22 protein-coding genes and 1 tRNA gene are annotated in these 23125 nt (G+C 63.2%); 4 read left to right on the top strand and 19 right to left on the bottom strand.

Annotation, left to right across the window (positions count from 1 at the left end; all coding sequences use genetic code 11):
- The 5 genes from dop to JOD47_RS16405 all read right to left on the bottom strand — a co-directional run bounded on the left by dop (position 1) and on the right by JOD47_RS16405 (position 6588).
- On the bottom strand, positions 1-1584 hold the full coding sequence (dop, locus tag JOD47_RS16425; protein ID WP_204536835.1) for a depupylase/deamidase Dop: 1584 nt from the start codon (positions 1582-1584) through the stop codon (positions 1-3).
- 56 nt (positions 1585-1640) lie between these two features.
- On the bottom strand, positions 1641-3332 hold the full coding sequence (gene arc, locus JOD47_RS16420) for a proteasome ATPase (protein WP_239548812.1): 1692 nt from the start codon (positions 3330-3332) through the stop codon (positions 1641-1643).
- Positions 3333-3516: 184 nt separating this feature from the next.
- On the bottom strand, positions 3517-4611 hold the full coding sequence (locus tag JOD47_RS16415) for a tRNA (adenine-N1)-methyltransferase (protein ID WP_204535949.1): 1095 nt from the start codon (positions 4609-4611) through the stop codon (positions 3517-3519).
- Positions 4612-4666: 55 nt separating this feature from the next.
- Complete coding sequence (locus tag JOD47_RS16410) at positions 4667-5821, bottom strand: site-2 protease family protein (RefSeq protein ID WP_204535948.1); 1155 nt, start codon at positions 5819-5821, stop codon at positions 4667-4669.
- Complete coding sequence (locus tag JOD47_RS16405; RefSeq protein WP_204535946.1) at positions 5818-6588, bottom strand: HAD family hydrolase; 771 nt, start codon at positions 6586-6588, stop codon at positions 5818-5820. The genes JOD47_RS16410 and JOD47_RS16405 overlap by 4 nt, the downstream gene beginning before the upstream one ends.
- Positions 6589-6692: 104 nt before the next feature.
- On the opposite strand from JOD47_RS16405, the gene JOD47_RS16400 reads away from it, so the two are divergent.
- The gene (locus JOD47_RS16400) at positions 6693-7589 is read left to right on the top strand and encodes a proteasome assembly chaperone family protein (RefSeq protein WP_372432835.1); all 897 of its coding nucleotides are present in this window, start codon (positions 6693-6695) and stop codon (positions 7587-7589) included.
- On the opposite strand, the gene mshC is transcribed toward JOD47_RS16400, so the two are convergent.
- Together mshC and JOD47_RS16390 are read right to left on the bottom strand one after the other, a co-directional pair.
- Positions 7586-8869 (bottom strand): cysteine--1-D-myo-inosityl 2-amino-2-deoxy-alpha-D-glucopyranoside ligase, encoded by a 1284-nt coding sequence (gene mshC / locus JOD47_RS16395; protein ID WP_204535944.1) that lies wholly within the window; start codon positions 8867-8869, stop codon positions 7586-7588. The two genes, JOD47_RS16400 and mshC, sit on opposite strands and share 4 nt — an antisense overlap.
- Before the next feature lie 48 nt (positions 8870-8917).
- Positions 8918-9742, bottom strand: a complete 825-nt coding sequence (locus JOD47_RS16390) for an undecaprenyl-diphosphate phosphatase (protein ID WP_204535942.1) — start codon at positions 9740-9742, stop codon at positions 8918-8920.
- 107 nt (positions 9743-9849) lie between these two features.
- Here JOD47_RS16390 and JOD47_RS16385 point away from each other — a divergent pair, with 107 nt between their 5' ends.
- Positions 9850-10785 (top strand): aldo/keto reductase, encoded by a 936-nt coding sequence (locus JOD47_RS16385; protein WP_204535940.1) that lies wholly within the window; start codon positions 9850-9852, stop codon positions 10783-10785.
- A 57-nt stretch (positions 10786-10842) separates the two neighbouring features.
- Here the strand turns inward: JOD47_RS16385 and JOD47_RS16380 are convergent, their stop codons facing one another.
- A complete protein-coding gene (locus JOD47_RS16380) occupies positions 10843-11112 on the bottom strand; it encodes a hypothetical protein (protein ID WP_204535938.1) in 270 nt (89 codons plus the stop codon).
- Between the two features lie 41 nt (positions 11113-11153).
- On the opposite strand from JOD47_RS16380, the gene JOD47_RS16375 reads away from it, so the two are divergent.
- On the top strand, positions 11154-11387 hold the full coding sequence (locus JOD47_RS16375) for a DUF5703 family protein (protein WP_204535936.1): 234 nt from the start codon (positions 11154-11156) through the stop codon (positions 11385-11387).
- A 10-nt stretch (positions 11388-11397) separates the two neighbouring features.
- On the opposite strand, the gene JOD47_RS16370 is transcribed toward JOD47_RS16375, so the two are convergent.
- Positions 11398-12558 carry an acyl-CoA dehydrogenase family protein gene (locus JOD47_RS16370; protein WP_204535934.1) on the bottom strand — a complete coding sequence of 387 codons (1161 nt, stop codon included), beginning with the start codon at positions 12556-12558 and terminating at the stop codon, positions 11398-11400.
- Complete coding sequence (locus JOD47_RS16365) at positions 12558-13859, bottom strand: M20/M25/M40 family metallo-hydrolase (protein ID WP_204535932.1); 1302 nt, start codon at positions 13857-13859, stop codon at positions 12558-12560. The genes JOD47_RS16370 and JOD47_RS16365 overlap by 1 nt, the downstream gene beginning before the upstream one ends.
- A gap of 184 nt (positions 13860-14043) precedes the next feature.
- On the opposite strand from JOD47_RS16365, the gene JOD47_RS16360 reads away from it, so the two are divergent.
- Positions 14044-14646 (top strand): DUF6318 family protein, encoded by a 603-nt coding sequence (locus tag JOD47_RS16360; RefSeq protein ID WP_204535930.1) that lies wholly within the window; start codon positions 14044-14046, stop codon positions 14644-14646.
- Between the two features lie 114 nt (positions 14647-14760).
- Here JOD47_RS16360 and JOD47_RS16355 read toward each other — a convergent pair whose 3' ends face one another.
- From JOD47_RS16355 to JOD47_RS16315, 9 genes are all read right to left on the bottom strand, one after another.
- Positions 14761-15060 (bottom strand): hypothetical protein, encoded by a 300-nt coding sequence (locus tag JOD47_RS16355; protein ID WP_204535928.1) that lies wholly within the window; start codon positions 15058-15060, stop codon positions 14761-14763.
- Positions 15061-15379: 319 nt separating this feature from the next.
- On the bottom strand, positions 15380-16120 hold the full coding sequence (locus JOD47_RS16350; protein WP_204535926.1) for a hypothetical protein: 741 nt from the start codon (positions 16118-16120) through the stop codon (positions 15380-15382).
- 310 nt (positions 16121-16430) lie between these two features.
- Positions 16431-16658, bottom strand: coding sequence for a hypothetical protein (locus JOD47_RS16345; protein ID WP_204535924.1), 228 nt, complete (start codon positions 16656-16658; stop codon positions 16431-16433).
- A gap of 285 nt (positions 16659-16943) precedes the next feature.
- Positions 16944-17027: transfer RNA gene (locus JOD47_RS16340), tRNA-Leu, on the bottom strand.
- 72 nt (positions 17028-17099) lie between these two features.
- Positions 17100-18338 (bottom strand): kynureninase, encoded by a 1239-nt coding sequence (locus JOD47_RS16335; protein WP_204535922.1) that lies wholly within the window; start codon positions 18336-18338, stop codon positions 17100-17102.
- Between the two features lie 101 nt (positions 18339-18439).
- Positions 18440-19405, bottom strand: a complete 966-nt coding sequence (locus JOD47_RS16330; protein ID WP_307836354.1) for a trypsin-like serine peptidase — start codon at positions 19403-19405, stop codon at positions 18440-18442.
- A 156-nt stretch (positions 19406-19561) separates the two neighbouring features.
- On the bottom strand, positions 19562-20473 hold the full coding sequence (locus tag JOD47_RS16325; protein ID WP_204535920.1) for a MaoC family dehydratase: 912 nt from the start codon (positions 20471-20473) through the stop codon (positions 19562-19564).
- 11 nt (positions 20474-20484) lie between these two features.
- Positions 20485-21825 carry a 3-oxoacyl-ACP reductase gene (locus tag JOD47_RS16320; protein WP_204535918.1) on the bottom strand — a complete coding sequence of 447 codons (1341 nt, stop codon included), beginning with the start codon at positions 21823-21825 and terminating at the stop codon, positions 20485-20487.
- Positions 21826-21827: 2 nt separating this feature from the next.
- Positions 21828-23087, bottom strand: coding sequence for an acetyl-CoA C-acetyltransferase (locus JOD47_RS16315; protein WP_372432851.1), 1260 nt, complete (start codon positions 23085-23087; stop codon positions 21828-21830).
- Positions 23088-23125 lie beyond the last annotated feature (38 nt).

Here is a 23125-nt window from a genome sequence, read left to right as displayed (position 1 = left end):
CTATGGTGCCATGCTGGGTTCCGGACCGCCCTGCAGCCGGAGGACAAATTCCTCAGCCGTCCGCGAACCGGCAAACAGGGCCTCCGTCAAAGCGGCTGTCCCGCGAAGGGGTTCCCGCGTCTGGATACGCTGAAGCCTTCGCTGCGACGGCAGTTCGAAGATAATGGAATCCCAGCTCGCGCCGACCACCTCCTTCGGGAAGGAGGAGATGCAGCGTCCGCGAAAGTAGGCCCGGGTGTCCGTGGGCGGATCCGTGACTGCCGCAACGACGTCGTCGTCACTCACCAGGCGTTCCATCGCGTTCCTGGCCGCGAGCCGGTAATAGATTCCCTTGTCCGGTCTGAGATCTGCGTACTGCAGGTCGATCAGCGCCAGCCGGGGATCTTTCCAGTCCAGGGAATCCCGGTCCCGGTATGCCTGCAACACCTTCAGCTTGGCCACCCAGTCAACCTGACGGGCAGCTTCCATGGGATCCCGGCGCAGCGTTCCAAGCAGGGACTCCCAACGGGCAAGCACATCCGCTGTTTGCGCATCCCCGCCGCCCTGCGCGTCCACGGCAGACCGCGCAGCTTCGAGGTACATCTCCTGAACGTCAAGAGCGGTAACCCGTCGGCCGTCGGTGAGTGTGACGAGATGGCGCAGGGAGGGGTCGTGGCTGACTGCCTGCAGCTCGCGGACCGGTTCAGCAATTTCCGGTATGGGAACCAGCTCATTCTCGATCAGCGACAGTATCAGCGAGGTGGTGCCGAGCTTCAGATAGTTGGATACCTCGCTCAGATTCGCATCACCGATGATGACATGCAGTCGGCGATACTTCTCGGCGACCGCATGCGGCTCGTCGCGCGTATTGATGATCGGCCTGCGGACGGTGGTTTCCAGGCCGACTTCATTCTCGAAGAAGTCAGCCCGCTGGCTCAGCTGGAAACCGGGCTGCTGATTGAGGGAGCCCAAACCCACCCGTCCCGCTCCACACATGACCTGTCGGGTCACGAAGAACGGGATCAGTGCGGCGGCGATCCTGCCGAACGGAACGCTTCGGGGTACCAGGTAATTCTCGTGAGACCCGTAGGAGACGCTCTTGCTGTCCGTGTTGTTCTTATAGAGGACTACCGGTGCGAAGCCGGGCGTTGCCGCTATACGCGCCATCGCGCGCTGCCCGACAACATCTCCGGCACGATCCCAGCGCACCACATCCAGTGGATTCGTCACCTCCGGACTTGAGTACTCGGGGTGGGCATGGTCCACGTAAAGCCGGGCCCCGTTGCCCAGAACGAGGTTCATCAGCACAGCAACCTCTTCCGAAGGATCGCTGCCGCCCTGGTCAACAAGCGCAACCTGCTCCGCCGTGAGGACGGCGGGTTCATCGGTGAGCTGGGAAGAATCAGCGACGGACCGGCTCATCTGCCAGCCACGCGCGTCCGACAACGGAGCTTCGTCCGTATAGTCCCAGCGGGTGCCTGCGAGGTTCCCCAAACCTTCGCGCAGTGTTGCAGCGTAGGCGTTCACAACCTGTGTCGAGAGCACTGTTGCGTTCGCGTCGGCGACGCCGGGAGCGATGATCCCGTATTCGGTTTCGGTTCCCATGACCCGGTGTACGGTCAGGGGCGGCACATCGACTGCAGCGGCGGATGAAGATGCCGTCACAGATACTGCCCGGTGTTGGCGGTGGTTTCGATTGTTTTGCCCGGTTCCTGTCCGGCCTTGCCCTGCACGATCGTCCGGATGTATGTGATGCGTTCACCCTTTTTGCCCGAGATGCGCGCCCAGTCGTCCGGATTGGTGGTGTTGGGCATGTCCTCGTGCTCACGGAACTCGTCCACTACTGCCTGCAGAAGGTGCTCGATGCGAAGGCCCTTCTGGCCGTCCAGCAGGAAGTCCTTGATAGCACTCTTCTTCGCGCGGTCCACCACATTCTGAATGACTGCACCCGAGTTGAAGTCCTTGAAGTAGAGCATCTCCGTGTCACCGTTGGCGTAGGTCACCTCCAGGTACTCGTTCGACTTCTCGGTTGAATACATCTTCTCTACTGTGCGGCGCACCATAGCCTGGATAGTGGCGGCGGCGCTGCCGTTGTATTCGGCCAGATCGTCCCGGTGAAGCGGCAGGTTGCCGGTCACGTACTTGGCGAAGATCTCCGCCGCACCCTCTGCATCCGGACGATTGATCTTGATTTTCACATCAAGGCGCCCGGGGCGGAGGATGGCCGGATCGATCATGTCCTCACGGTTTGAGGCACCGATCACAATGACGTTCTCGAGCTTCTCGACGCCGTCGATCTCGCTGAGCAGCTGAGGCACGATGGTTGTCTCTACGTCGGACGACACTCCCGTGCCGCGTGTGCGGAACAGCGAGTCCATCTCGTCGAAAAAGACGACGACGGGCGAGCCGTCCGATGCCTTCTCCCGGGCCCGGGCGAAAATCAGTCGAATGTGTCGTTCTGTTTCGCCGACATACTTGTCCAGCAGCTCGGGGCCCTTGATGTTCAGGAAGTAGCTCCGGGTCTCCTCCGACCCGGTGCGCTCGATGGCCCTCGCCGCCAATGAGTTGGCCACGGCTTTGGCGATGAGTGTCTTGCCACAGCCTGGCGGACCGTAGAGAAGGATCCCCTTCGGAGCCTTCAACCCGTGCTCGCGGTAAAGGTCCGGGTGAAGGAACGGCAGCTCGACGGCGTCCCGAATCTGCTCAATCTGCGGGCCCAGCCCGCCGATATCCTCGTAAGCGATGTCAGGAACCTCTTCGAGGACAAGGTTCTCCACCTCGGAGCGGGCGATTTTCTCCAGGGCATAACCGGTCCGGTTATCCACGGACAATGCATCCCCAACGCGGATCTTCTGCTGCTGCAACGGGCCGCTCAGCCGGACTACGCGTTCTTCATCGGCGCGGCCGATCACCAGAACCCTGTCCTTACCCAACAGCTCCTTAGTGGTCACAAGTTCGCCGGCACGCTCGAATGAAAGCCCCGCGACGATCGTCAGCGACTCGTTGAGCAGAACCTCCTGCCCGGGCATGAGCTGGTCCACGCTCACAAGCGGGCTGACAGCGACCCTGAGTTTCCTGCCCGACTGGAAAATGTCCGCACTGTCCTGTTCGGCGGCCTGCGCGCCGTTGGCGTCGTCGGACGAAATGCGGGCGTTCACCTCGATGACAGTCGCGAAGCTGAAGGGCGCTGCCCCCTCCTTCTCCAGTGCGGCCTTCAACCGCACGATCTCCGTCCGGGCAGCTTCCAGCGCGGAAACGAGCTTGGAGTTGTTCTGGGTGGCGGACGCCAGCTGACGATCGATGTGCCGGAGCTTGTCCCGCAGGACGTTGATCTGGCGCTGGGCAACTGCCAGCTGTCCGTCGCTGGGGGCCGGGTTGGCAGTGGGCGCTGAGCGGGGCGTTCCGGACTCGTTACTCGATGTATCCAACGCGATCGCCACCTTCACCGTTGTCTGTTGCGTTCTCTTTTGACCATAGCGCAGTGCACATCGGATTATGCCTAACGTGACAACTTCGTCACCTTCCGTAGGGGGCGGGTCAGTCGGCCTGCCCGGACACCTGGGATTCGCGCCGTGCCTGCGCTTCCTCAGGAGACAGTGCGCCGCTCTGGATGGTCGAACTTGCGTCACGCGCCACGCGCCGCAGCCGCTTGTCCGAGACTGCGCGCTCGCCCACCGCCTGCGGTGTCCAGGCATTGAGGTCTTCTTCGCTGAAACCGGTCTTCGATGGTCTGCGCTTCGTGCTGATCCCGGTCACGCCGTGGGCCAGACGCCGGGTGATGAGAAGGAATCCGGTGTGCGCCACCATCCGGTGATCTGGGCGCACGGCCAGCCCTTCGAGGTGCCACCCGCGTACCATCGATTCCCAGGCGTCCGGCTCAGTGAACCGGCCATCCGCGCGGATCGCCTCGGCTGTCCGGGAGAGCTGTGTGACAGTTGCCACGTAGCTGATCCATACTCCGCCCGGAGCCAGTACGGTGGCGACGGCGTCGAGGCATTCCCATGGCGCCAGCATGTCCAGAACAACACGATCAATACTTTCGGGTTCCTCTGCTTCCAGAACCTGCTCCTGGAAATCACCCAGGGTGATCTGCCAGGCGGGATGCTCGCCGCCGAAGATCGTCTCGACATTGCCCTTCGCAATGTCCGCAAACTCCTCACGGCGCTCGAATGAATGCAGGTATCCGTTGTCACCGACTGCGCGGAGCAGCGAGATGGACAGTGCGCCCGAGCCCACGCCGGCTTCCACTACCCGGGCTCCCGGGAAGATGTCCGCCATCGTGATGATCTGGCCGGCATCCTTCGGGTATACGACCGCCGCCCCGCGAGGCATCGACAAGACAAAATCAGACAGCAGCGGGCGGAGCGCCTGATACTGCCCGCCGGTCGTGTTGGTGACGATCGTTCCCTCCGGGATCCCGATCAGCTGATCATGGCTGAGGAACCCCTTGTGGGTGTGGAAGGCGCCGCCGGGAGTCAGGGTCACGGTGTTCATGCGCCCCTTTTCGTCGGTCAACTGCACACGCTCACCGGGACGCAGCGGTCCGCGGCGAGCTGCCGCTCCGTGGGGTTGCGGTGCCGTGCGCTGGTTGGACGGAGATTGAGTATCCGTCTCATGCTGGCTGGTGTTCATGAAGTCCTCCGGTGGTTCTGCTGAGGCAACCTGTAGGCGCCTGCGTGCGTAAGTCTCAGTTACTGCCTGGCTGGGGACGACCAGTGATTGCCGCGATGACCACGGACTGATGGAGTAGGCCGGTGACCGAGCCTTGCCTGTCCGTCACGGCATACTCACTTCCAGCGAGTCGCGCCAGGTACTGCACAAGTTCCTGCCCTTCGGCGAATTCAGGCACATGGGCGCCGGGCGCAAGCGCCCGGGCAACAGCGTTGGCGGGCGTCCGCTCGGCCTGTGCAGCCGGAACGGCTGTCAATGCGACCTGATCCACCACCGCTTCCGGCAGCCCGTCCGGACTGGTCAGGACGACGTCGTATCCCGGCCGGTCGGCGAGCAATCGCTTGACCTGCTGCACGGAGGTCCCGGCCGGCACGCCCAGCGCGGGACGCTTCAGTCTCCCTGCGCTGACCTCGGGTAGCCTCAGCCTCATCTGCGCATTGGCTATTGCTGAGCTGGCCCCAAGCCAGAGGAAACCACCCATGACGACGGCGACAATCACCGTGACAGTGCTGGGTTGGGATCCGATGAGAAGCGGCACCAGCACGACGGCAGCGACGAGGAGGACGGCGATCGCCCTTCCCGTCCAGCCGGCGGCCACCGTTCCTTTTTCCTGGCTGCCGGTTGCACGCCAGACAGCGGATTCGACGATCCGCCCGCCGTCGAGGGGCAGGCCGGGCAGTACGTTGAAGGCCGCGACGAGGAAGTTGGCCCAGATCAGGATGTTCGCCAGGAGGTTGGCCACCCCGGATGGCTCGATGAGGACCAGTGCTCCCCAGCCGGCAAGGGCAAGGACCAGATTGGCCGCAGGACCCGCCATGGCAACGATCAGAGACCGGCCGGGGCTGGCGGCGAAGTTTTCGAACTGTGTGTGTCCGCCCCAGAGGTTCAGGACGATCCGTGTAGTCGGCCACCCGAACCTCCGTGCTGAAAGCGCATGGGCAAGTTCATGAATAAGAACAGAAACTGCGAGCAGGACGGCATAAGTGAGCGCAACACCATACGCGCCCAAGCCGATGGCAGGGTACAGGTCTGCCACCTGCGGGCCGAAGACGATCACAACGAAGGCCGTAATGATGAACCATGACCAGGCCAGCACCACCGGGATGCCGAAGATCCGTCCCAGCGGAATGCCTTCCTGCCGGACCGGCTCAGGGCGGCGCGGCCTGTTCACGCAGTTGCCCTTCCGCCGGTGGCGCGTCCCACGTGGGAGCGGACCAGGTTCTGCAGATCTTCCACAGTGCGCCCGGCGAGGGTGGTCCACTGGTAATCAGCGGCATCTTCAGGCAAGGCAACGAAATGCGGCACTCCGAGGGTGACTACGCCGGCGGCCCGGGCTGATGTGACCCCGGGTAGGGAATCCTCGATAGCTACAACGTGCTCCTTGTGCAGCACGCGGGCTTTGGCGAGTGAGTCAAAGGCCGTCTGGTACGCCTCAGGATCCGGCTTTCCCCTGGCTACCTGATCACCCGTTACGAGCAATTCGAACGTGCCGTCCGGCAGATGGCGTGATACTTCGAGCGCCAGCTGCTGCTCCGACATCGTGACCAGTGCACAGGGAACTCCGCCTTCGTGCAGCGCGCTCAGGAGTTCCCGCGCACCAGGTCGCCAAGGAACTGCCTCGCTTACCCTTGCAGTCACCTGATGCGTGAGTGTGTCGATGATCTCGCGCACGCTCAGCTGGACCCCGGCGGCCTGCAACACGCCGGCTGAAAAGGTGAGGGCCTGGCCCACGAGACCCTTTGCCTGCTCATCGGACCACGATCCGCCATGCGCCGCGACCAGCGCACGCTCAGCCTCGATCCAGTACGGCTCCGTATCCACGATCGTGCCATCCATGTCCCACAGCACAGCCTGGAGACCGTGTTCTGAAGGGGCATGGTACCCGGCAGGCTGTCCGACCTCTGAGGGCACAGCCGTATTGCTGAAAGGGGTGACCATGCCCCTAGTCTACGTGGCCACACAGGGCCGGCCGGCGGGTCCGCTCTGCGCGAAGCGGCGTTGGCACGACTGACACGACAGCGGTGGAGGTTTAGGGTGAAACGGTGAGTACGTTCGAAGACAACCAGACTCAGGGTGTTCCTGACGGCATTCCCAGCCTGTTCCCGGCAACGGAGACCGGAGGAAGAGTCACGGTCATGCTCGCTGCGTTCGAGGGATGGAACGACGCCGGCGAAGCCGCCAGCGATGCCCTTAAGTTTCTCGGCAAACAGTGGGGCGGGGAGAAAATTTCGACTATCGATGCTGATGAGTTCTACGACTTCCAGTTCACCCGGCCCGTCATCAAGCGCAACAGTTCCGGACTGCGGCGCATCAAATGGCCCACGACCCGCATCAGTAAGGCCTCAGTGACTGAGAGCAATCTCGACGTCATCCTGGTTCATGGTGTCGAACCGTCCTACAAGTGGCGCGGATACACAGCCGAGCTGGTGGGTATGGCAAAGGAACTCGACGTGGACTGCCTTGTCCTGGTCGGTGCGCTGCTGGCTGATGTACCGCACACCCGTCCGATCCCGATCACGGTCTCCTCCGATGACGACCTGATTCGCGAATCCCTCAACGTCGAGGCCTCCACCTACGAGGGGCCAATCGGGATTGTCGGGGTACTCGCGGAGGTAGGCCAGCTCGCTGACATACCCACATTGTCCATGTGGGCGGCCGTCCCCCACTACGTCGGACAGGCTCCGTCCCCCAAAGCGCAGCTCGCCCTGTTGAACCGGCTCGAAGAACTTCTCCGCGTCGGCCTCGACACGCATGCGCTCGCAGAGGAAGCCGAGGCATGGGAGCGGGGCGTGGATGAGCTGTCCACCGAAGACCCGGAGGTTGCGGCATATGTCCGCCAGCTCGAGGAGGCGAAGGACACCGCGGATCTTCCGGAGGCAAGCGGCGAATCCATTGCCCGTGAGTTTGAGCGTTACCTCAAGAAGCGCCGCAAGGACTAATCCTTCAATCGGATTCCCAGTAGGGCGTCGAACGCGTCAGCAGCCAGGCGCGCTCCAGAGTCTGTTCCAGTGAGGTGCGCAGTCTCAACACACCACCGGTCCACGGCGGCCATAGCCGCCGGAGCATCGAGGTCGTTGGCCAACGCCTTCCGCATCCCTTCGATAAGATCCACGACCGATTCCACCGTCGCAGCAGCGAGCGCAGCACGCCACGTGTCCAGCCTGTAGCGCGCGGTGTCGAGACCATTCGACGTCCATGACCAGTCGGAACGGTAGTGGTTCGCGAGGATGGCGAGGCGAATGGCCGCCGGATCGGTGCCGGCTTCGCGCAACGCTGATACCAGCACCAGATTCCCTTTGGACTTGCTCATTTTCTCGCCGTCGAGTCCGACCATGCCCGCATGTGCGTAATGGCGGGCCAGTGGAAGCCCGGAAATGGCTTGCGCGTGACCAGAACTCATCTCATGGTGCGGGAACATCAGGTCCGCTCCCCCGCCCTGCACCGCGAAGGGTGCCGGGAGGTGCTGGAGCGCAATCACCGAGCACTCGATGTGCCAGCCAGGCCGTCCGGCACCGAGGGACGCACCGTCCCACGCCGGTTCCGACGGCCTGGCGGCCCGCCAGAGGAGAGGGTCGAGTGCATGGCGTTTTCCGGGGCGGGCAGGATCGCCGCCGCGCTCAGCGAAAGTGGGAATCATCTCCTCCTCGCCCAGATGTGAAATGAAACCAAGCTTCCACTGCGTTTCTTGCGAGGCATCCGACAACTCTGTTGCCCGCTCGACCGAGAAGTACACGTCGCCGTCCGGGTCGGTTTCGGAGCCGGGGACCCGGTAGGCAAGGTTGCGCGCCAACAGATCCTCGATGACCGGGACGATGGCAGCGACGGATTCGACCGCTCCCACATAGTGCGCGGGGGCGAGGACGTTGAGCGCCTCCATGTCCGTCCGGAAAAGGTCCGTTTGCGATCCGGCAAGATCCATCCAGTCGACGTTGGTGGCGCTGGCGCGCTCAAGCAGCGGATCGTCCACGTCTGTCACGTTCTGGACGTAGTCCACCTCAGACCCCGCATCCCGCCAGAGCCGGTTCAACAGGTCGAATGCCACGTAGGTGGCCGCGTGGCCCATATGCGTGGCGTCGTAGGGGGTGATCCCGCAGACATACAATCCCTGTCGCTGCCCAGCGGGAAGTTCTACGATGCGCTCCAGAGCGCTGTCCCACAGGCGAATAGGCGGAGGGCTGCCGGGCAGGCCCGTAACGGTCCGGGAATTCCAGGAAATCACTGTTCCACCTTACGTGGTTGGATGGTGGCGAACGGCGCGACGGACTCGTCAGGCGGTGATGACGCCAAAGCCGAGGAGCAGGAAAATTACCAGTCCGAGAGCGATCCGGTACCAGACGAAGACGCCATAGCTGCGGGTCGAAACGAACTTCAGGAACCACCCGATGATGACGTAGCCCACCGCGAAGGCGATTACGGTTGCGAGCAGGGTCTCCAGGCCGCCGTAGGGGCCGGGCGTTCCAGCGCTCTTATAGAGCTGGTAGAGACCGCTGCCAAAGACTGCGGGTATCGCGAGCAGAAAGGAGTATCGGGCGGCCGCCTCGCGTGTGTAGCCCATCAGCAGGCCGGCAGTGATGGTTCCGCCCGAGCGGGAGACCCCGGGGATAAGGGCGAGCGCCTGTGCCAGACCGTACAGGATTCCGTGCTTGTAGGTGAGCCTGTCGAGAGTCAGACGTTGGCGACCAACGGCGTCCGCGATGGCGAGGATCACCCCGAAAACGACGAGCATGGTGGCCACCAGCCACATGCTGCGGAACGTGCTTTCGATCTGCTCCTGAAAAAGCAGCCCGAGGATGACGATGGGCAGGCTGCCGAGTATGACCAGCCACCCCATCCGGGCGTCCGGATCGTCCCGCGCAGTCTTGCCGGTAAGAGAGCCGAACCATGCCCTGATGATTCTGACGATGTCCCTCCAGAAGTACACGATCACCGCGGTTTCCGTACCGAGCTGGGTAATCGCCGTGAAAGCTGCCCCCGGATCCTGTGCCCTGGGCAGAAGCTCTCCGACGATCCGCAGGTGTGCACTGGATGAGATTGGCAGGAATTCGGTAAGGCCCTGAACGAGGCCCAGGACGGCCGCTTCGATCCAATTCACAGATAAGACCCTACGTCACCATGCCCGGCGTGGCCTTCAACGACTTCCGGCCTCCTACCTCCTCGATGACGCTCGGCGCTGGACCCTCGGCCAGTAGGCTTGGGCGTATGCAGTGGCGAAACGCGGGCAGTAGCGGACAACTGGTATCTGTGCTTGGCCTCGGGACAATGACCTGGGGCAGCGACGTTGATGAAGAAGCGGCGCGGGAGCAGTTGCGCCTGTTCGTCGAGGCCGGCGGAACGCTGGTCAGCACGGCCGCACGTTTCTCTGACGGGCAGGCAGAGGCCGTGCTTGGTTCGCTGTTGGGTGATCTTGTCGCGCGTTCCGAGGTGGTGCTTGCCGTGTCCGGCGGTACTCCGCGGCACTGGTCCGGGGGCCGCCTTGACGCATCGCGGAAAGGGTTGCTCGACTCCCTAGATGCTTCGCTGTCGCGCCTGGGTACCGACAGCATTGATTTCTGGATGGCGCCTTCGACGGAGGCAAACGTACCCGTCGATGAGACACTGGCAGCGCTGGAGTACGCCTACCGGTCCGGCCGTGCCCGCTATGTAGGTGTGACCAACTACACAGGCTGGGAACTGACCCGGTTGTGTTCGACAGCTGGTTTCCCCCTCTCCGTCCACGAGACGGAGTACTCGCTGCTCAGTCGGCGGCCCGAGGATGAGGTACTGCCGGCCTCGGGCGCTCTCGGCGTGGGAACCTTCGCTTGGGCGCCACTTGGACGGGGTGCCCTGACAGGCAAATATCGATCGCAAATACCGTCGGACTCACGAGCGGCATCCGATGAGTGGGCTGAGTACCTAGAACCGTACTTGTCCGGGCGTGCAGCACGCATCACCGAAGCGGTCGCCACCGCGGCGAGGGGTTTGGAACTTTCACCCGCCGAAGTAGCGCTTCGCTGGCTTGTCCAGCGACCCACCGTGGCCTCGGCCGTGCTGGGAGCACGCACAGGTGTACAGCTGAAGGAACTGTTGGCGTGTCCCCTGGCTCCGCTTCCCGCACAGATCTCCGAAGTGCTGGACGAAGTTTCCGCGCCACGCTGACCGTTCCCATGCGGGCCCGGTCGCGATCCGGCGGGTCGACAGAAACCGGAGGCCACGTCAGGAGCCGGTGGCCGATTCCCGCACTTCGCCTTTGCTGCTGTTCTCTTCGTCATCTTCCTCTTCGTCATCTTCATAGATGACGAGAGGCGTAACTTCGCCGTGGGCGTCATACAGGGATTCCTCGTACGCTTCGAAAGAATCAGCTATCGAAAGATAGGCGGCCTCGACCGCGGGATCATCCTCTCCCCTGCGTGATGCCGCAGCGGCCAGGTGTTCTTCGAGTGCGGAAACCAGCGATTGCAATGCGACACGCGGATCGATGCTCATGGTCTAGACGTTATCGGTAAAGTGAAGCAAATTGGAGGGAAATGCGCGAACAATTTCTGAACTCAACCGCCATTCGAAAACGGGATTACGGCCGCCAGTACGAGTACCTCGTCCTCACTGTGAACGCCGGCGAACCACTCTCCAGGGCCCGCCAGCTGCTGACCGAGCACGCGGAGTACGGCAAGTGGGAACTGGAGCGGAGCTGCATCTACCTGGGTGGGCACCGACGCTACTGGTTGAGGCGCAAAGTGCTCCGGGTAGAGCGCACGGCCTGATCAGCGGTTCTTATCCCTGCTGCTCCGGCCCAAGCAATGCGGATGCAACGGTGCGCCGTGCCGACTCCAGGTTCGATGGATGGAAGGAACCTGCTGCTACATCCCGTGAGAGGCGACTGATCTCGCTGTCATTGGAGTAACCCTTTCCGCCGGACAGAGATACTGCGGCATCAACCAGCTCGCGGGCGGCACTCGTGGCATGGACCTTCAGCGCCACCAGTTTGGCGAACCAACGGTCCCCATGGTCGATTCCGGAATCAAGGTCAGCGGCGAGCAGCCGAACGTGGGCATCAAGGTTGTCCCAGCTCATGGCGGCATCAGCCACCGCGGAACGGACCGCGGGACGGGATGCAACAGGAATCCCGTCCATTCCCGGAGCCCGCTGGAGCGCCGCCTGTGCAGCAATCTCGAGGGCGCGGTCGGCGATGCCCGCATAGACGGCGCTGATCAGTGTCTCAAATGCCGCAAAAATCGCAAAGACAAGCGGGTCCCGGTTCGGCCCGACCGGTAGCTTCCGAAAGATTCTTTCCGCTGGAATCACGACGCCGTTCAGCCGGGTTGTGTGGGATTGCGTTGCCCGCATGCCCACCGTGTTCCAGTCCTCAATGATTTCCGTGCCCGCCGAGCCGCGGGTGACGAATCCATGGACGAGCCGCTCATCGTCTCCACCCGTGCTCTTCCCGAACACGCCAAGGCGAGTCCATACGGGCGAGAGGCTGGTGAAGATCTTGGTGCCCGTGAACACGTAGCCGTCATCCGGTTGACGCTCGGCGACAGTTTTCGAGTCGAATAGCACCGAATCGTTGCCCGGCTCAGACAGTCCGAAGGCGAACACTTCCCCCGCGGATGCCTCGCTGAGAATGAAGCCAAGCGAATTGTCCCCTGTCTGTGCGAGCAGCCTGGCCACAGCTGTCCAGACCAGGTGCATGTTCACAGCGAGGGCGGTCGCAGGGGCGGCCGCTGCAAGCCTGCGCTGGCAGGCAACTGCCTGGGCCATACCCACGGCTGCCCCGCCGTCGTGCTCCAGGCAGAGCAGGCGCAGATAGCCGCGTGAGGCGAGTTCATCGAAATCTTCCCGGCAGAAAACATTCCGGGCGTCGTAGTCCGCAGCCCGCCCCCGGAACCGCTCCAGGAGGTCCGCGGGAAGGATGTCCTCGGGGACGGAACCCATCAGCTACCCGTAAGCAGCCGATTGAGCACACGCGCACCGAATCGAAGGGAATCGGTGGGCACCCGCTCGTCCACGCCGTGGAACATGCCGGTGAAATCCAGGTCGTCCGGCAAGCGCAAAGGAGCAAAGCCATAGCCGGTGATGCCGAGCCGGCTCAGCGACTTGTTGTCAGTGCCACCGGAAAGCGTATAAGGCAGCACCTTTGCTCCCGGATCTTCAGCGAGTAGTGAATCCACCATGCGGTCCACCAGATTGCCCGCGAACGGCACCTCGAGTGAGACATCCTTATGGGCGTAGCTGACGTCCACGGAATCTCCGGCGAGGGACCTGATCGTCGCGAAGACCTCCTCTTCCTGTCCTGGAAGAGTGCGGACATCAATGAGGGCTTCGGCGCTGCCGGGAATCACGTTGTGCTTGTAGCCGCCCTTCAGCACGGTGGGATTGGACGTGTTCTGCAGCGTCGCGCCGACAAAGCGGGCGACAGTGCCCAGCTCCTTCAGAAGGATGTCCGGATTGTCTGCGTCGAACTCGACCCCCGTCAGTTCCGTAACGCCGTCAAGGAATTGTCGCGTCGTTGGCGTGAGTTCTATCGGCCACGGATGTTCACCGATGCGCGCCACCGCCCGGGCGAGCTGAGTAACCGCGTTATCGGTGTTGATCTGTGAACCGTGACCGGCACGGCCGTGCGCCACCAACCGAAGCCAAGAGATGCCCTTCTCCGCCGTCTGCAAAAGATACGTGCGTTGGCCGCCGATTGTTGCCGAGAAGCCGCCGACCTCCGAGATGGCCTCGGTTGCGCCGTCGAACAGTTCAGGTTTGTTGTCCACCAGCCATGAGGCGCCGTAGTTTCCACCTGCTTCCTCGTCTGCGAAAAACGCAAAAATGAGGTCGCGTTTCGGCCGCATGCCGTCGCGTTGCATGGAGCGCAGGACCGAGAGAATCATGGCGTCCATATCTTTCATGTCCACTGCGCCCCTGCCCCAGATCAATCCGTCGCGCTCCTCCGCACTGAACGGATCGACACTCCAGTCCTCTTTCTGGGCAGGTACGACATCGAGGTGGCCATGAACCACAAGCGCAGGAAGGCTGGAGTCTGTTCCGGACATCCGGGTCAGAACAGAAGCCCGTCCCGGGGCTGACTCGAACAGTTGAGCCTCCAGTCCGACTTCTTCGATGAGTCCCGCCGTGTACTCGGCGGCCTTGCGCTCCCCTGGTCCCTGGTTATCTCCGAAGTTCGAGGTGTCGATCTGGATGAGTTCCCGGCAGATCCGGACGACTTCTTCTTCGGGGGCGATGCCCATTGCAGACCTCCATCGGGTAGTGGGTGTTGGGACCAGCCTACCGATGCCGCGTTTAGGATCCGGCCACACGCTGTGATTTCCAGCACGTTCAACCCGGCTTCGGCTTCGGTTGCCTCAGGCTACGGCTATTCTGATGGGCGTCGACGCCATTTCAGGCGCACCACTTACCTTTACTGGGGAGATCATGAAGACCATCAAGATTGCGGCCACCGCCGCCGTCGCCCTTGCTATGCTCACCGGCTGCGGGGAGTCCACCGACTCCGCCGCCACGCCGTCCAACGCGGCGCCCACTCCGGCAAGCTCCACTGCACCGGCAGAGAATATCGCCGAGCCTGCTGTCAATGACCTCATGGGTGAGCCCACCGCCGACGGCGCCAAGGCCTTCCTGCACCATGTGTTCCAGCTCAAGTCCTATGCTCAGCAGACTGGCGACGTGGAGGCACTGCTTGCCTCGCTCGACGGTGCTGAGGCAGCCGTTACCGATGCAGAAACAATCAAGGGCATCTACGACGACGGCGGCTGGATCCTGGGCGGGCAGCCCAAGGTGAAGCAGATCCTCATCACGACCGCTGCGGACGAGGTCGCGGAGGGCGTGGAGGTTGACGCGATGATCCCGGTCAATCCGGATGCCTACACCGAGTTCAATGAGGCCGGCGACGTGGAGGAGACGCGTCCCTTCGATTCGGCCGGTTCAATCTACTCGGCCACCGTGGTGTACTCCGAGGGTGCCTGGAAGGCCACCTACCTTGAGGAAACACCGGACGCGGAGCTTCCTGCCGCCGAGTAGGACCGTCCAGACGGTACCAAGCACCCGCTCCCTGTATTCGGCAGGAGCGGGTGCTGTCATTTGATGGACCGGAATCGGCAGAAGCGCACCGAACCCGGATGGCTACCGCAGTCGCTATCGATCGGGCGAGAGATCCTCGTAGGTCCTGGTTCGTCGTTCGGTTTTCCGCCTGTTGAAGTAGCCCACGCAGGACAGCACGATTCCTCCCATCAGCAGGACGAGAGCTGTGATCAGGAGGAAGAGCGCCATCGCGAGACCGCCGCTTCCGTCCCGATGAACCACCTCAACATACTGGCTCACACCTGCGATGAGCAGGCCAACTCCGATCAGGGTAGAGATGGACCCCGCGAAGATCTGTCGTCTTCCAGCAGACTCAATGTGCTTCCGCCATGAGTTGGAAATGGAGAGCGACATCCACGGAACAGGGCGGTCAAGACGTCGTTCGTGTTGGTCTCGACGATGACCGAGAAATCCAGGTACTGGTACACGCACCGGGCACCCTGCAGATAGGTCTGATCCGGCTGAGCCAATGCGTCCGCGAGGTCACGCGGTGAGATGTTCCGCTCGACCATCTTCGCGATGGCATGGTCCGGACAAAAAGACTTGACCGTCGACTCGGCTCTCATATTCATTCTGCATGGCGGCCGTCCCTCTCATGGCAGCCGACAGCCCGGCCGCTCTTACTGCTTTGTGTGCGGCCGGGCTTCGAAAGTGCGTGTGACTAGTGGTTTTACTACTGTGCGGCGGTGATGATGAGGTTGTGGTAGCGCTTGCCGGCTTCCCTCGCCTCGAAGCCGACGTCCAGTGGAACAGTCATGACGACATAGTCGCGCGGTGGCACATTGGTGCCGATGAGGACAGGGTAGATGAAGTACCCGTTCTGGTCGGCGACCGCAGTGGCCGGCTCCACGATGTAGTTGGAGTCGGTGTTGGGCCAGCCGAGCCCGACATAGATGCGTTGGCCCGGGGCATACCCGTCCCCGATGACGGCCAGCGTCTGGCCCTGCTGGATCGTCGCCGTCGGGGCCGTCGCCGCGCCGCCCGGGACCGGAGTGACCTTCACCCAGTCGAAGTAGGCAGGGTCGACGTGCGGTGTGGTCCCGTCGGCGATGACAATCGGTGGCGTCATCGGATTCGGCTCACCGTGCGGCGGTGGGACGAACGGGTCGTTCGGCCCGGTCGGCAGTGGCTCAAGGTTCGGTGCCGTTTCCTCGGGAACCTCCACGACCGGCTCTGCGGGTGGTTCTTCCGGCGAGGGCTCAGGAGTCGGTTCTGGGCTCGGCTCGACGGGCTCCTCGGATGCGGTCTCCTCAGCCGGCGGCGTCTCAGTTTCCTCTTCGGTGGGAGAGGTCGAAGGCGAAGCCGATTCGGATGTTGCGGCAGGACGGGCGTCGGGCTCCTCTGCGGTCGTGGAGCAGCCAGCAAGAAGAGCGGCGGCAACGGCGAGAGTGATGATGGATGGCAGCTTGGACAAAGGCGTACTTTCGTGAAGAGTGGATAAATGGTGGCGGAGACTCGCCTGGCAAACCTTGCACTGCTGCATCCCCCACTGCGGACGCTACCGGCTAATTTGCCTTGTCAACAGCACAGAATGGTCACGTAAGCGAACCGTTATGTGTTGAGGTCGGGCGTGCTTCTTTGGCACCGGCATTGGATGTTCCCGAGGCCTAAGCAAGCTGCAGTCGGTCGATATCGACCTGAATTACGCAACCGGTCCGAGGCCAACAGAATATGTCTTAGAGACGGTCAATTAGAGGTCCATCAACCGCCATTCTGATTTGAGCTCAGGAGCTCTCGCCCTCGTACAGGCGGCTGCTCCTTTCGCAAGAGTGAACGGCGAGGCTTGCTTCCTCGGCGTTAGCGCGACCAAGAGTTGCGTCAATGTGGTTACCCCGCATAGCGCCGTACTTGTGAACGGTGTAGCCGTTTGCGTTGGTCAGCAACCCGATATGGTCCTTGAGCATATCGGACACTGTGTACACGGCCTGGTAGTGCTTAAGCACGTTCTCCAATGCTCGTTCCGTGTGTCGTGCGCATGGGCCTCGAGTACCAGAAACATACGTCGCGCATCGTGCTCGTTGTCGAACCTGTGCGATCTCCGCTCCCTGGTCTGCTTGTCCGTCCACCGGATGAACGCAGTTCTACCGTTTTGCGATGTCTCTTTTCTACCCTCGCCATAAAAGTGACTATGCGAGCTTCCGACCCGCAGATGTCGCATTTCCGGGTTCGGGTGGTCGAGAACGCACTCCGCGTGGTCGCGGGCACAAAAAAACCCCGGAAAACCGGGGTTTTTCTTGTGCGCGGAGGGGGACTTGAACCCCCACCCTCAATAAGAGGACTAGCACCTCAAGCTAGCGCGTCTGCCATTCCGCCACCCGCGCAGGTGGTGATTTCGGGGCTCAAAACCCCCGAAAGCAGCGAGAAAAACTCTAACACGATCATGGCCCAAGAGTTTAATCGAGCGCCGTCGACGGGAGCCTTTCCGCTATGGCGCGGATACCTGCCAACGTCTCCTCGAATGAGGTGGACAGCGGTGACAACCCCAGGCGGAGTCCGTCGGGGTTGCGGTAATCGGGAATCACGCCGTCCTGCCACAGCCCTGGCAGCACCGTTCGGAAAGACTCATGGTCAACGGTTAGGTGGCTGCCGCGCTGCGAAGCATCCCGCGGCGATGCGACTTTTACCCCGGCTGGGCCCATCAGTTCGTCGACTGCTTCGATCGCGAAGGACGTCAGCTTCACGGACTTCGCTCGAATGGCGTCAATACCCACGCCCTCAATCAGGTCCAGCATGTCCTGCAGCGCAAGCATTCCGAGGATCGGTGGCGTCCCGGAGATCATGCGTCGGATTCCATCCGCGGGCTGGTAGCTCGAACCCATTCCGAACGGATCAGCACTGCCAAGCCAGCCCTGAATGGGCTGGACGAGATCAGCGAGATGCCGACGCGCCACGTAAGCCCAGGCGGGCGCACCCGGCCCGCCGTTGAGGTATTTGTAGCTGCAGCCCACCGCGAAGTCTGCGCCGCAGGCATCCAATCGCACAGGCACCGACCCTATGGAATGGCTGAGGTCCCACACGATCAGCGCTCCGGCGTCGTGGGCAAGCCCGGTGATAGCTTCCATGTCGGCGATGTGGGCGGAGCGGTAGGCAACATGGCTGAGGACGACGACGGCGGTGTCCGGGCCGAGCACGCTCGCCACCCCCTCGGGTGTGGGACCTGCGTCGGACGCTGACTCCACCCAACGGACCGTCAGCCCGCGGTCGGCGGCGATTCCTTCGACGATGAACCGGTCAGTGGGAAAGTTGTCGCGTTCGATCACTATCTCCGTGCGGCCCGGGCGCGCGGCGAGTGCTGCACGTATGACCTTGTACAGCAGGACGCTGGTGGAATCGGCGACGACACATTGACCGCTCTCCGCACCGAGCAGCACGCGTCCGATGCGGTCCCCCAGGCTCTGGGGAAGCTGCAGCCACTCCTCGTCCCAGCCGCGGATGAGCCTGCCTCCCCACTGTTTCCGAACGAACGCAGGAAGGCGCTCCGTGGTTGCTTTCAGCGGACGCCCGAGTGAATTGCCGTCGAGGTAGGCAACGATCGCGTCGTCGTCGTGCCCTTCAAAGAGCGGGCGGCAGGAGGCCAGGGGGTCCTCCGCATCGAGATTGCGGGCTTGGGCAAGCCGGGAGTCGTTTGTCATGAAATCAGTGTAGGTGCGCCCGCGCCGGCGCCCCGGCGACGCGAAGGCCGGCCCCACCCGATGCGGTGGAGCCGGCCCTCCGGTCCGGTGAGCGTTGTGCGCTAGCGGTTGGACGCGTTGGAGTACGCGCTCTGGATAGAGCCTCCGAAATACGGGCCGTACATGACGTTCTTCTGGGTGTTGTATCCGAAGCTGTTCACCGAGTTCTGGGTGCCGCCTGAGCCGGATCCGATGAACCAGGGGCCGCCGGACGAGCCGCCGGTCATGTCACACGGGATTCCCTGGGACTGCGTGCCGCCGATGCGGTCCCGTGAGGCGGTGCCGTAGCAGTTCTTCAGCGTTTCCCCGTTGAATGGAGCAGCTGCCGGATAGCCGTAGGCGGTGTAGGTGAGGCCGCGGGCGAGGTTGAAGCCGATCTTCGACGCTCCTACCGTGCCGGCAAGGGTGCGCCCGTTCAGCGGCGCCACAACGGCGAAGGCGCCGTCGTAGCTGATGTCGTTACGGGAGATCCATTCGCTGGTGGAGTGCAGCGACGTTGCCGACCACATGCCAAACGGAGCCGAGCCGTTGTTGTAGGCGGGAACGAACACGAACTTGGTGGCCCACCCTGCGTTGATGTCATAGGTGCAGTGCCCGGCTGTGGCAACGGTGCTCTGGTTGGCGCTCTGGACAGAGTTGGCCGAGCAGACGTAGTTCTGGCCGCCGAGCGTGAAGAAGACCTTCCCGATGTGCGATACCGGAGCAGGGCTTCCGGCGCGCTTGACCGGTGCTGCCTTCGGTTGTGGTGCAGCCAGGGTTTCCGAGCCTGCCTTCGGCATGACGGAGCGCCCTTGCTCCGCCCAGCCCTGCGAGTTGATGGTGTTGCCGGGCTTCGCGTTCTTCATCCGTTCCGGCGTCCAGTACGCCTCGAGCGCCTCCTGCGACTCAACCTGTGCGTGGGAGATAGTAGCCGCCGGCGCCTTCAGCGGCGCCTGTGGAGCGGCGTGGGCCGCCCCGCCGGTCATCAGTGCCGTAGCCATCAGCGTCGATGCTGCGAGAACGGCTGCCTTCAAACCTCGTGAATTCACGAAATTCCTCGTTTCGATCAGTGGTGAACCGTCAGCGGTAGCTGACTTCTGGAGTCTGCCCTGTTCGGAACGCCGATCACAGACCAAAAGACCATCTGGGTTGAAACTGGTGGTGAATCAGGCTCTTGCTCTGGACTTTGAAGGACGGTCGTGCAACTATTCCGCGCCTGCGCTACTTCCCAGCCTTTCCAGGCTCCCGGAAAAATGCGTACGACGACGACGCGGATCCCAGGCGACCACCTCGGCCCCGCGCCACTGGGCGGCAACGGAACTGTTTATGCCTGCCGAAAGGAAGACCGCCGAAGGTAGAGAGACCGGCGCCCTGAACTCAACCGACCAGCGGAAGGGCGTTGCGTCTCCCGGTCCCATTTCTGCAGCCATGCGCGAGGCCAGGTACATGCCGTGGGCAATCGGCTGCTTCATGCCTGCTACCCGTGCCAACGGGCCGCTGAGGTGAATGGGATTGTAGTCTCCCGAGACTGCCGCGTAGCGGCGCCCGATGTTCCTCGCCAGCACCCACTCCCGGGTGGGGAATCCCGGTAGCTGTTCCGTTGACCGATCGCCCCCGGACGGCGCCGCGGTTCCCTTTGGACCGTTGGCTTTGACGCCCTTCGCCAGGTAGGTGGACCTGCCCTTCCATACGGGCTCGGAGCTACTCCTGATGTCAACCATTACGTCCACCTGCATACCACTGCGGTGCTGCAACAGATTCTCGACCCAGGCAGTGACACTCAGACACTCGTTGAGCGCGATCGGACGCAGGTGGTGAATCTCGTTGCGGAGGTGGATCATACCGAGCAGTGGAAGCGGAAAGTCAGGCCTGGCGAGAACACTGACTGCGACCGGAAACGCGAGGGTGTGGAGGTACCCCGAAGGCAGAAACTCTGCCCGCGGCCGGCCCATCAGCCGCTGGAAGGCGTCAAGCTTCTCCTGATTGGCGGTGAGGTTGTCAAGCCTGTGCCGCTCTGTCGGTAAACGGTCCGCACGCGCACCCCTGCGCAAGGCACTCCCCGCTGAGCGGGCCAGCGCCGCAGCGTAGAGCGCCGGCAGCTTTGGCGGGGCGTCCAACCGGCGATCCATCAGGCACCCACCAGGTTCTGTCCGCAGACACGCAGCACCTGACCGTTGATTCCGGCGGCGCCGGATGAGGCGAGAAAGGAGACCGCTTCAGCAACATCGAGCGGAAGTCCGCCCTGCTGCAGACTGCTGAGGCGCCGTGCCACCTCGCGGGTGGCGAAAGGAATCTTCGCCGTCATGTCCGTCTCGATGAACCCGGGCGCAACGGCGTTGATCGTGCGTCCGGAGCCCGCCAGGGCATCGGCAGTGGCGCGAACCATGCCGATCACACCTGCCTTGGACGCGGCATAGTTTGTCTGGCCCCGATTGCCCGCGATCCCGCTGGTCGACGCGAGGCACACAATGCTGCCGTCGGCGTCGAAGATATCTGAATCCAACAACTGCTCATTGATGCGCAGCTGCGCCTCCACATTGACAGCGAGTACGGAGTTCCACCGTGCCTCGTCCATGTTGGCGAGCAACCGGTCCCTCGTGATGCCGGCGTTGTGGACCATGATGTCGAGCCCGCCGTACCGGCTGGCAGCGTGCTGCAGGATTCGCTCGCAGGCATCGGGGGCGGTGATATCCACCTGTAAGGCAGTGCCGCCGGCACCGTTCGCGACCTGCGCCAGCTGCTCCCCCGCCGCCGGTACGTCCACAGCGATGATCTGCGCGCCGTCGCGCCGGAGCACGTTGACAATCTCCGCACCGATTCCGCGAGCGGCCCCGGTGACTACAGCCGTGCGGCCGGCGAGCGGCAACACTGCAGGCTTCTGCCTCTTGCCGGAATCCGACCCGACTGTGATGAACTGTCCATCCACATAGGCGCTCTTGCCGGACAGCAGGAATTCAAGCGCATCTCTGACACTGGGTGCGCCTACATCCACACCTTCGCCCAGCAGGATCCCGTTTGCAGTCGCTCCGCCGCGCAGTTCCTTCGCCAGGCTCCGGAGCATCCCGTCGACGGCCTGCCGCGCGGCGGCAACCTGGGGCGGCAGCCCGGAGGCTACCGACCGCGAGATGGTGACGATCCGTCCGCCTGGAAGCAGGTTCCGCAGTCCGTTGCCAAGTTCGAGGAGGACATCCGACAGCTCGCCGGGGTGCGCCAGATCATCAAGTACGACGACGGCCGCGCCGAACTTCTCCTTTGGCCGCAGGTGCCGACGAACGTCGAGGTTCCATTCGAGGAGGGTCTCAGCCGCGGCCTGCGTGCTGCGGGATCGGCCAAGCACCAGGACCGGCCCGGGTACAAGCGGAGCACCCGGAACGTAGCGGCGGAGCGGCACTGGCCGCGGGAGCCCGGCCGCCTTCGCAACCCTGCTGAAGGGCTGGGCATTGACAAGCTTGAGATAGGTGTCCGTCATGTTCAGCGCGCCTCCAGGATAGCCACGACGCCCTGGCCTCCGGCGGCACAGACGGAGATGAGACCGCGCCCCGAGCCCTTCTCGGCGAGGGACTTCGCCAGTGAAGCGACTATCCGTGCACCGGTCGCTGCGAACGGATGGCCCGCGGCCAGCGAAGAGCCGTTGACGTTGAGTTTGGTGCGGTCCACCGTTCCGAGCGCACCGGGCAGACCGAGCTGGGTGCGGCAGAAATCCTCGTCCTCCCAGGCTGCGAGGCTGCTCAGCACGGTGCTTGCGAAGGCTTCGTGAATCTCGAAGAAGTCGAAGTCATCGAAGGTCATGTTGTTGCGTTGCAGCAGGCGCGGCATCGCGTAGACCGGCGCCATCAGGAGCCCCTCCTTGCCGTGCACAAAGTCGACGGCGGCCGCTTCAGCGTCCACAACGTTCGCCAGCATGGGCAGATTGTGCTCGCGCGCATAATCCTCGGAGCCCAGAAGCACCGCTGCCGCACCGTCTGTCAGCGGCGTGGAATTACCGGCGGTCATCGTGGCCTCCCCCGTCAGGTTTCGGCCGAATACCGGCTTGAGCGCTCCCAGCTTCTCGAGGGAGGTGTCGGCGCGCAGATTTCCGTCCCTCGAGACTCCGCGGAAGGGCGTGACGAGGTCATCGAAGAACCCGCGGTCATAGGCGGCAGCCATGTTCGCGTGGCTTGCCAGCGCCAACTCGTCCTGCGCCTGCCTGCTGATGCTCCAGCGCGACGTGGTGATTGCCTGGTGCTCTCCCATGGACAGCCCTGTGCGGGGCTCCGCCGTTGTCGGGGCATTCGGCTTGAGATCGGCGGGGCGAAGTTTGGTCAGCGCGGCAATCTTCTGCGGGGTAGTCCGTGCCCTCGCGAGTTCCAGCAACACCCGCCGCAGGCCCTCGCTCACGGCCACGGGCGCGTCCGAAGCGGAATCGACACCGCCGGCGATCCCCGATTCGATCTGTCCGAGCTTGATCTTGTTGGACAGCCCGATCACCGTTTCAAGGCCGGTAGCACACGCCTGTTGCACATCGTAAGCGGGCGTGTCTGCGGCCAACGCGGATCCGAGCACCGCCTCGCGGGTCAGGTTGAAGTCCCGGGAGTGCTTGAGGACGGCACCGGCCGCGACCTCACCGATCCGCTCGCCCTGTAACCCGAACCGTGCCACCAGGCCGTCCAGAGCGGCCGTCAGCATCTCCTGATTCGACGCGTGGGCGTACTGTGCCCCCGAGCGGGCGAACGGGATCCGGTTCCCACCGATGACGACGGCGGTGCGCGGACTCCCCGTGCCGGGGCTGC

This window comes from Arthrobacter tumbae (genome assembly GCF_016907495.1).
Classification (GTDB): domain Bacteria; phylum Actinomycetota; class Actinomycetes; order Actinomycetales; family Micrococcaceae; genus Arthrobacter_D; species Arthrobacter_D tumbae.
Note: the sequence above shows the minus strand (reverse complement) of the source record. Positions and strands in the feature narration are given on the sequence as shown.

Excerpts from the sequence above, each read along its gene's own strand:
- JOD47_RS16370 (WP_204535934.1), bottom strand. The coding sequence starts at position 12,558 with ATGGGTTCCGTCCCCGAGGACATCCTTCCCGCGGACCTCCTGGAGCGG.
- dop (WP_204536835.1), bottom strand. The coding sequence starts at position 1,584 with ATGGGAACCGAAACCGAATACGGGATCATCGCTCCCGGCGTCGCCGAC.
- JOD47_RS16380 (WP_204535938.1), bottom strand. The coding sequence starts at position 11,112 with ATGAGCATCGATCCGCGTGTCGCATTGCAATCGCTGGTTTCCGCACTC.
- JOD47_RS16355 (WP_204535928.1), bottom strand. The coding sequence starts at position 15,060 with ATGTCGCTCTCCATTTCCAACTCATGGCGGAAGCACATTGAGTCTGCT.
- JOD47_RS16360 (WP_204535930.1), top strand. The coding sequence starts at position 14,044 with ATGAAGACCATCAAGATTGCGGCCACCGCCGCCGTCGCCCTTGCTATG.
- JOD47_RS16375 (WP_204535936.1), top strand. The coding sequence starts at position 11,154 with ATGCGCGAACAATTTCTGAACTCAACCGCCATTCGAAAACGGGATTAC.
- JOD47_RS16405 (WP_204535946.1), bottom strand. The coding sequence starts at position 6,588 with ATGGTCACCCCTTTCAGCAATACGGCTGTGCCCTCAGAGGTCGGACAG.
- JOD47_RS16415 (WP_204535949.1), bottom strand. The coding sequence starts at position 4,611 with ATGAACACCAGCCAGCATGAGACGGATACTCAATCTCCGTCCAACCAG.
- JOD47_RS16335 (WP_204535922.1), bottom strand. The coding sequence starts at position 18,338 with ATGACAAACGACTCCCGGCTTGCCCAAGCCCGCAATCTCGATGCGGAG.
- JOD47_RS16385 (WP_204535940.1), top strand. The coding sequence starts at position 9,850 with ATGCAGTGGCGAAACGCGGGCAGTAGCGGACAACTGGTATCTGTGCTT.
- JOD47_RS16320 (WP_204535918.1), bottom strand. The coding sequence starts at position 21,825 with ATGACGGACACCTATCTCAAGCTTGTCAATGCCCAGCCCTTCAGCAGG.
- JOD47_RS16365 (WP_204535932.1), bottom strand. The coding sequence starts at position 13,859 with ATGGGCATCGCCCCCGAAGAAGAAGTCGTCCGGATCTGCCGGGAACTC.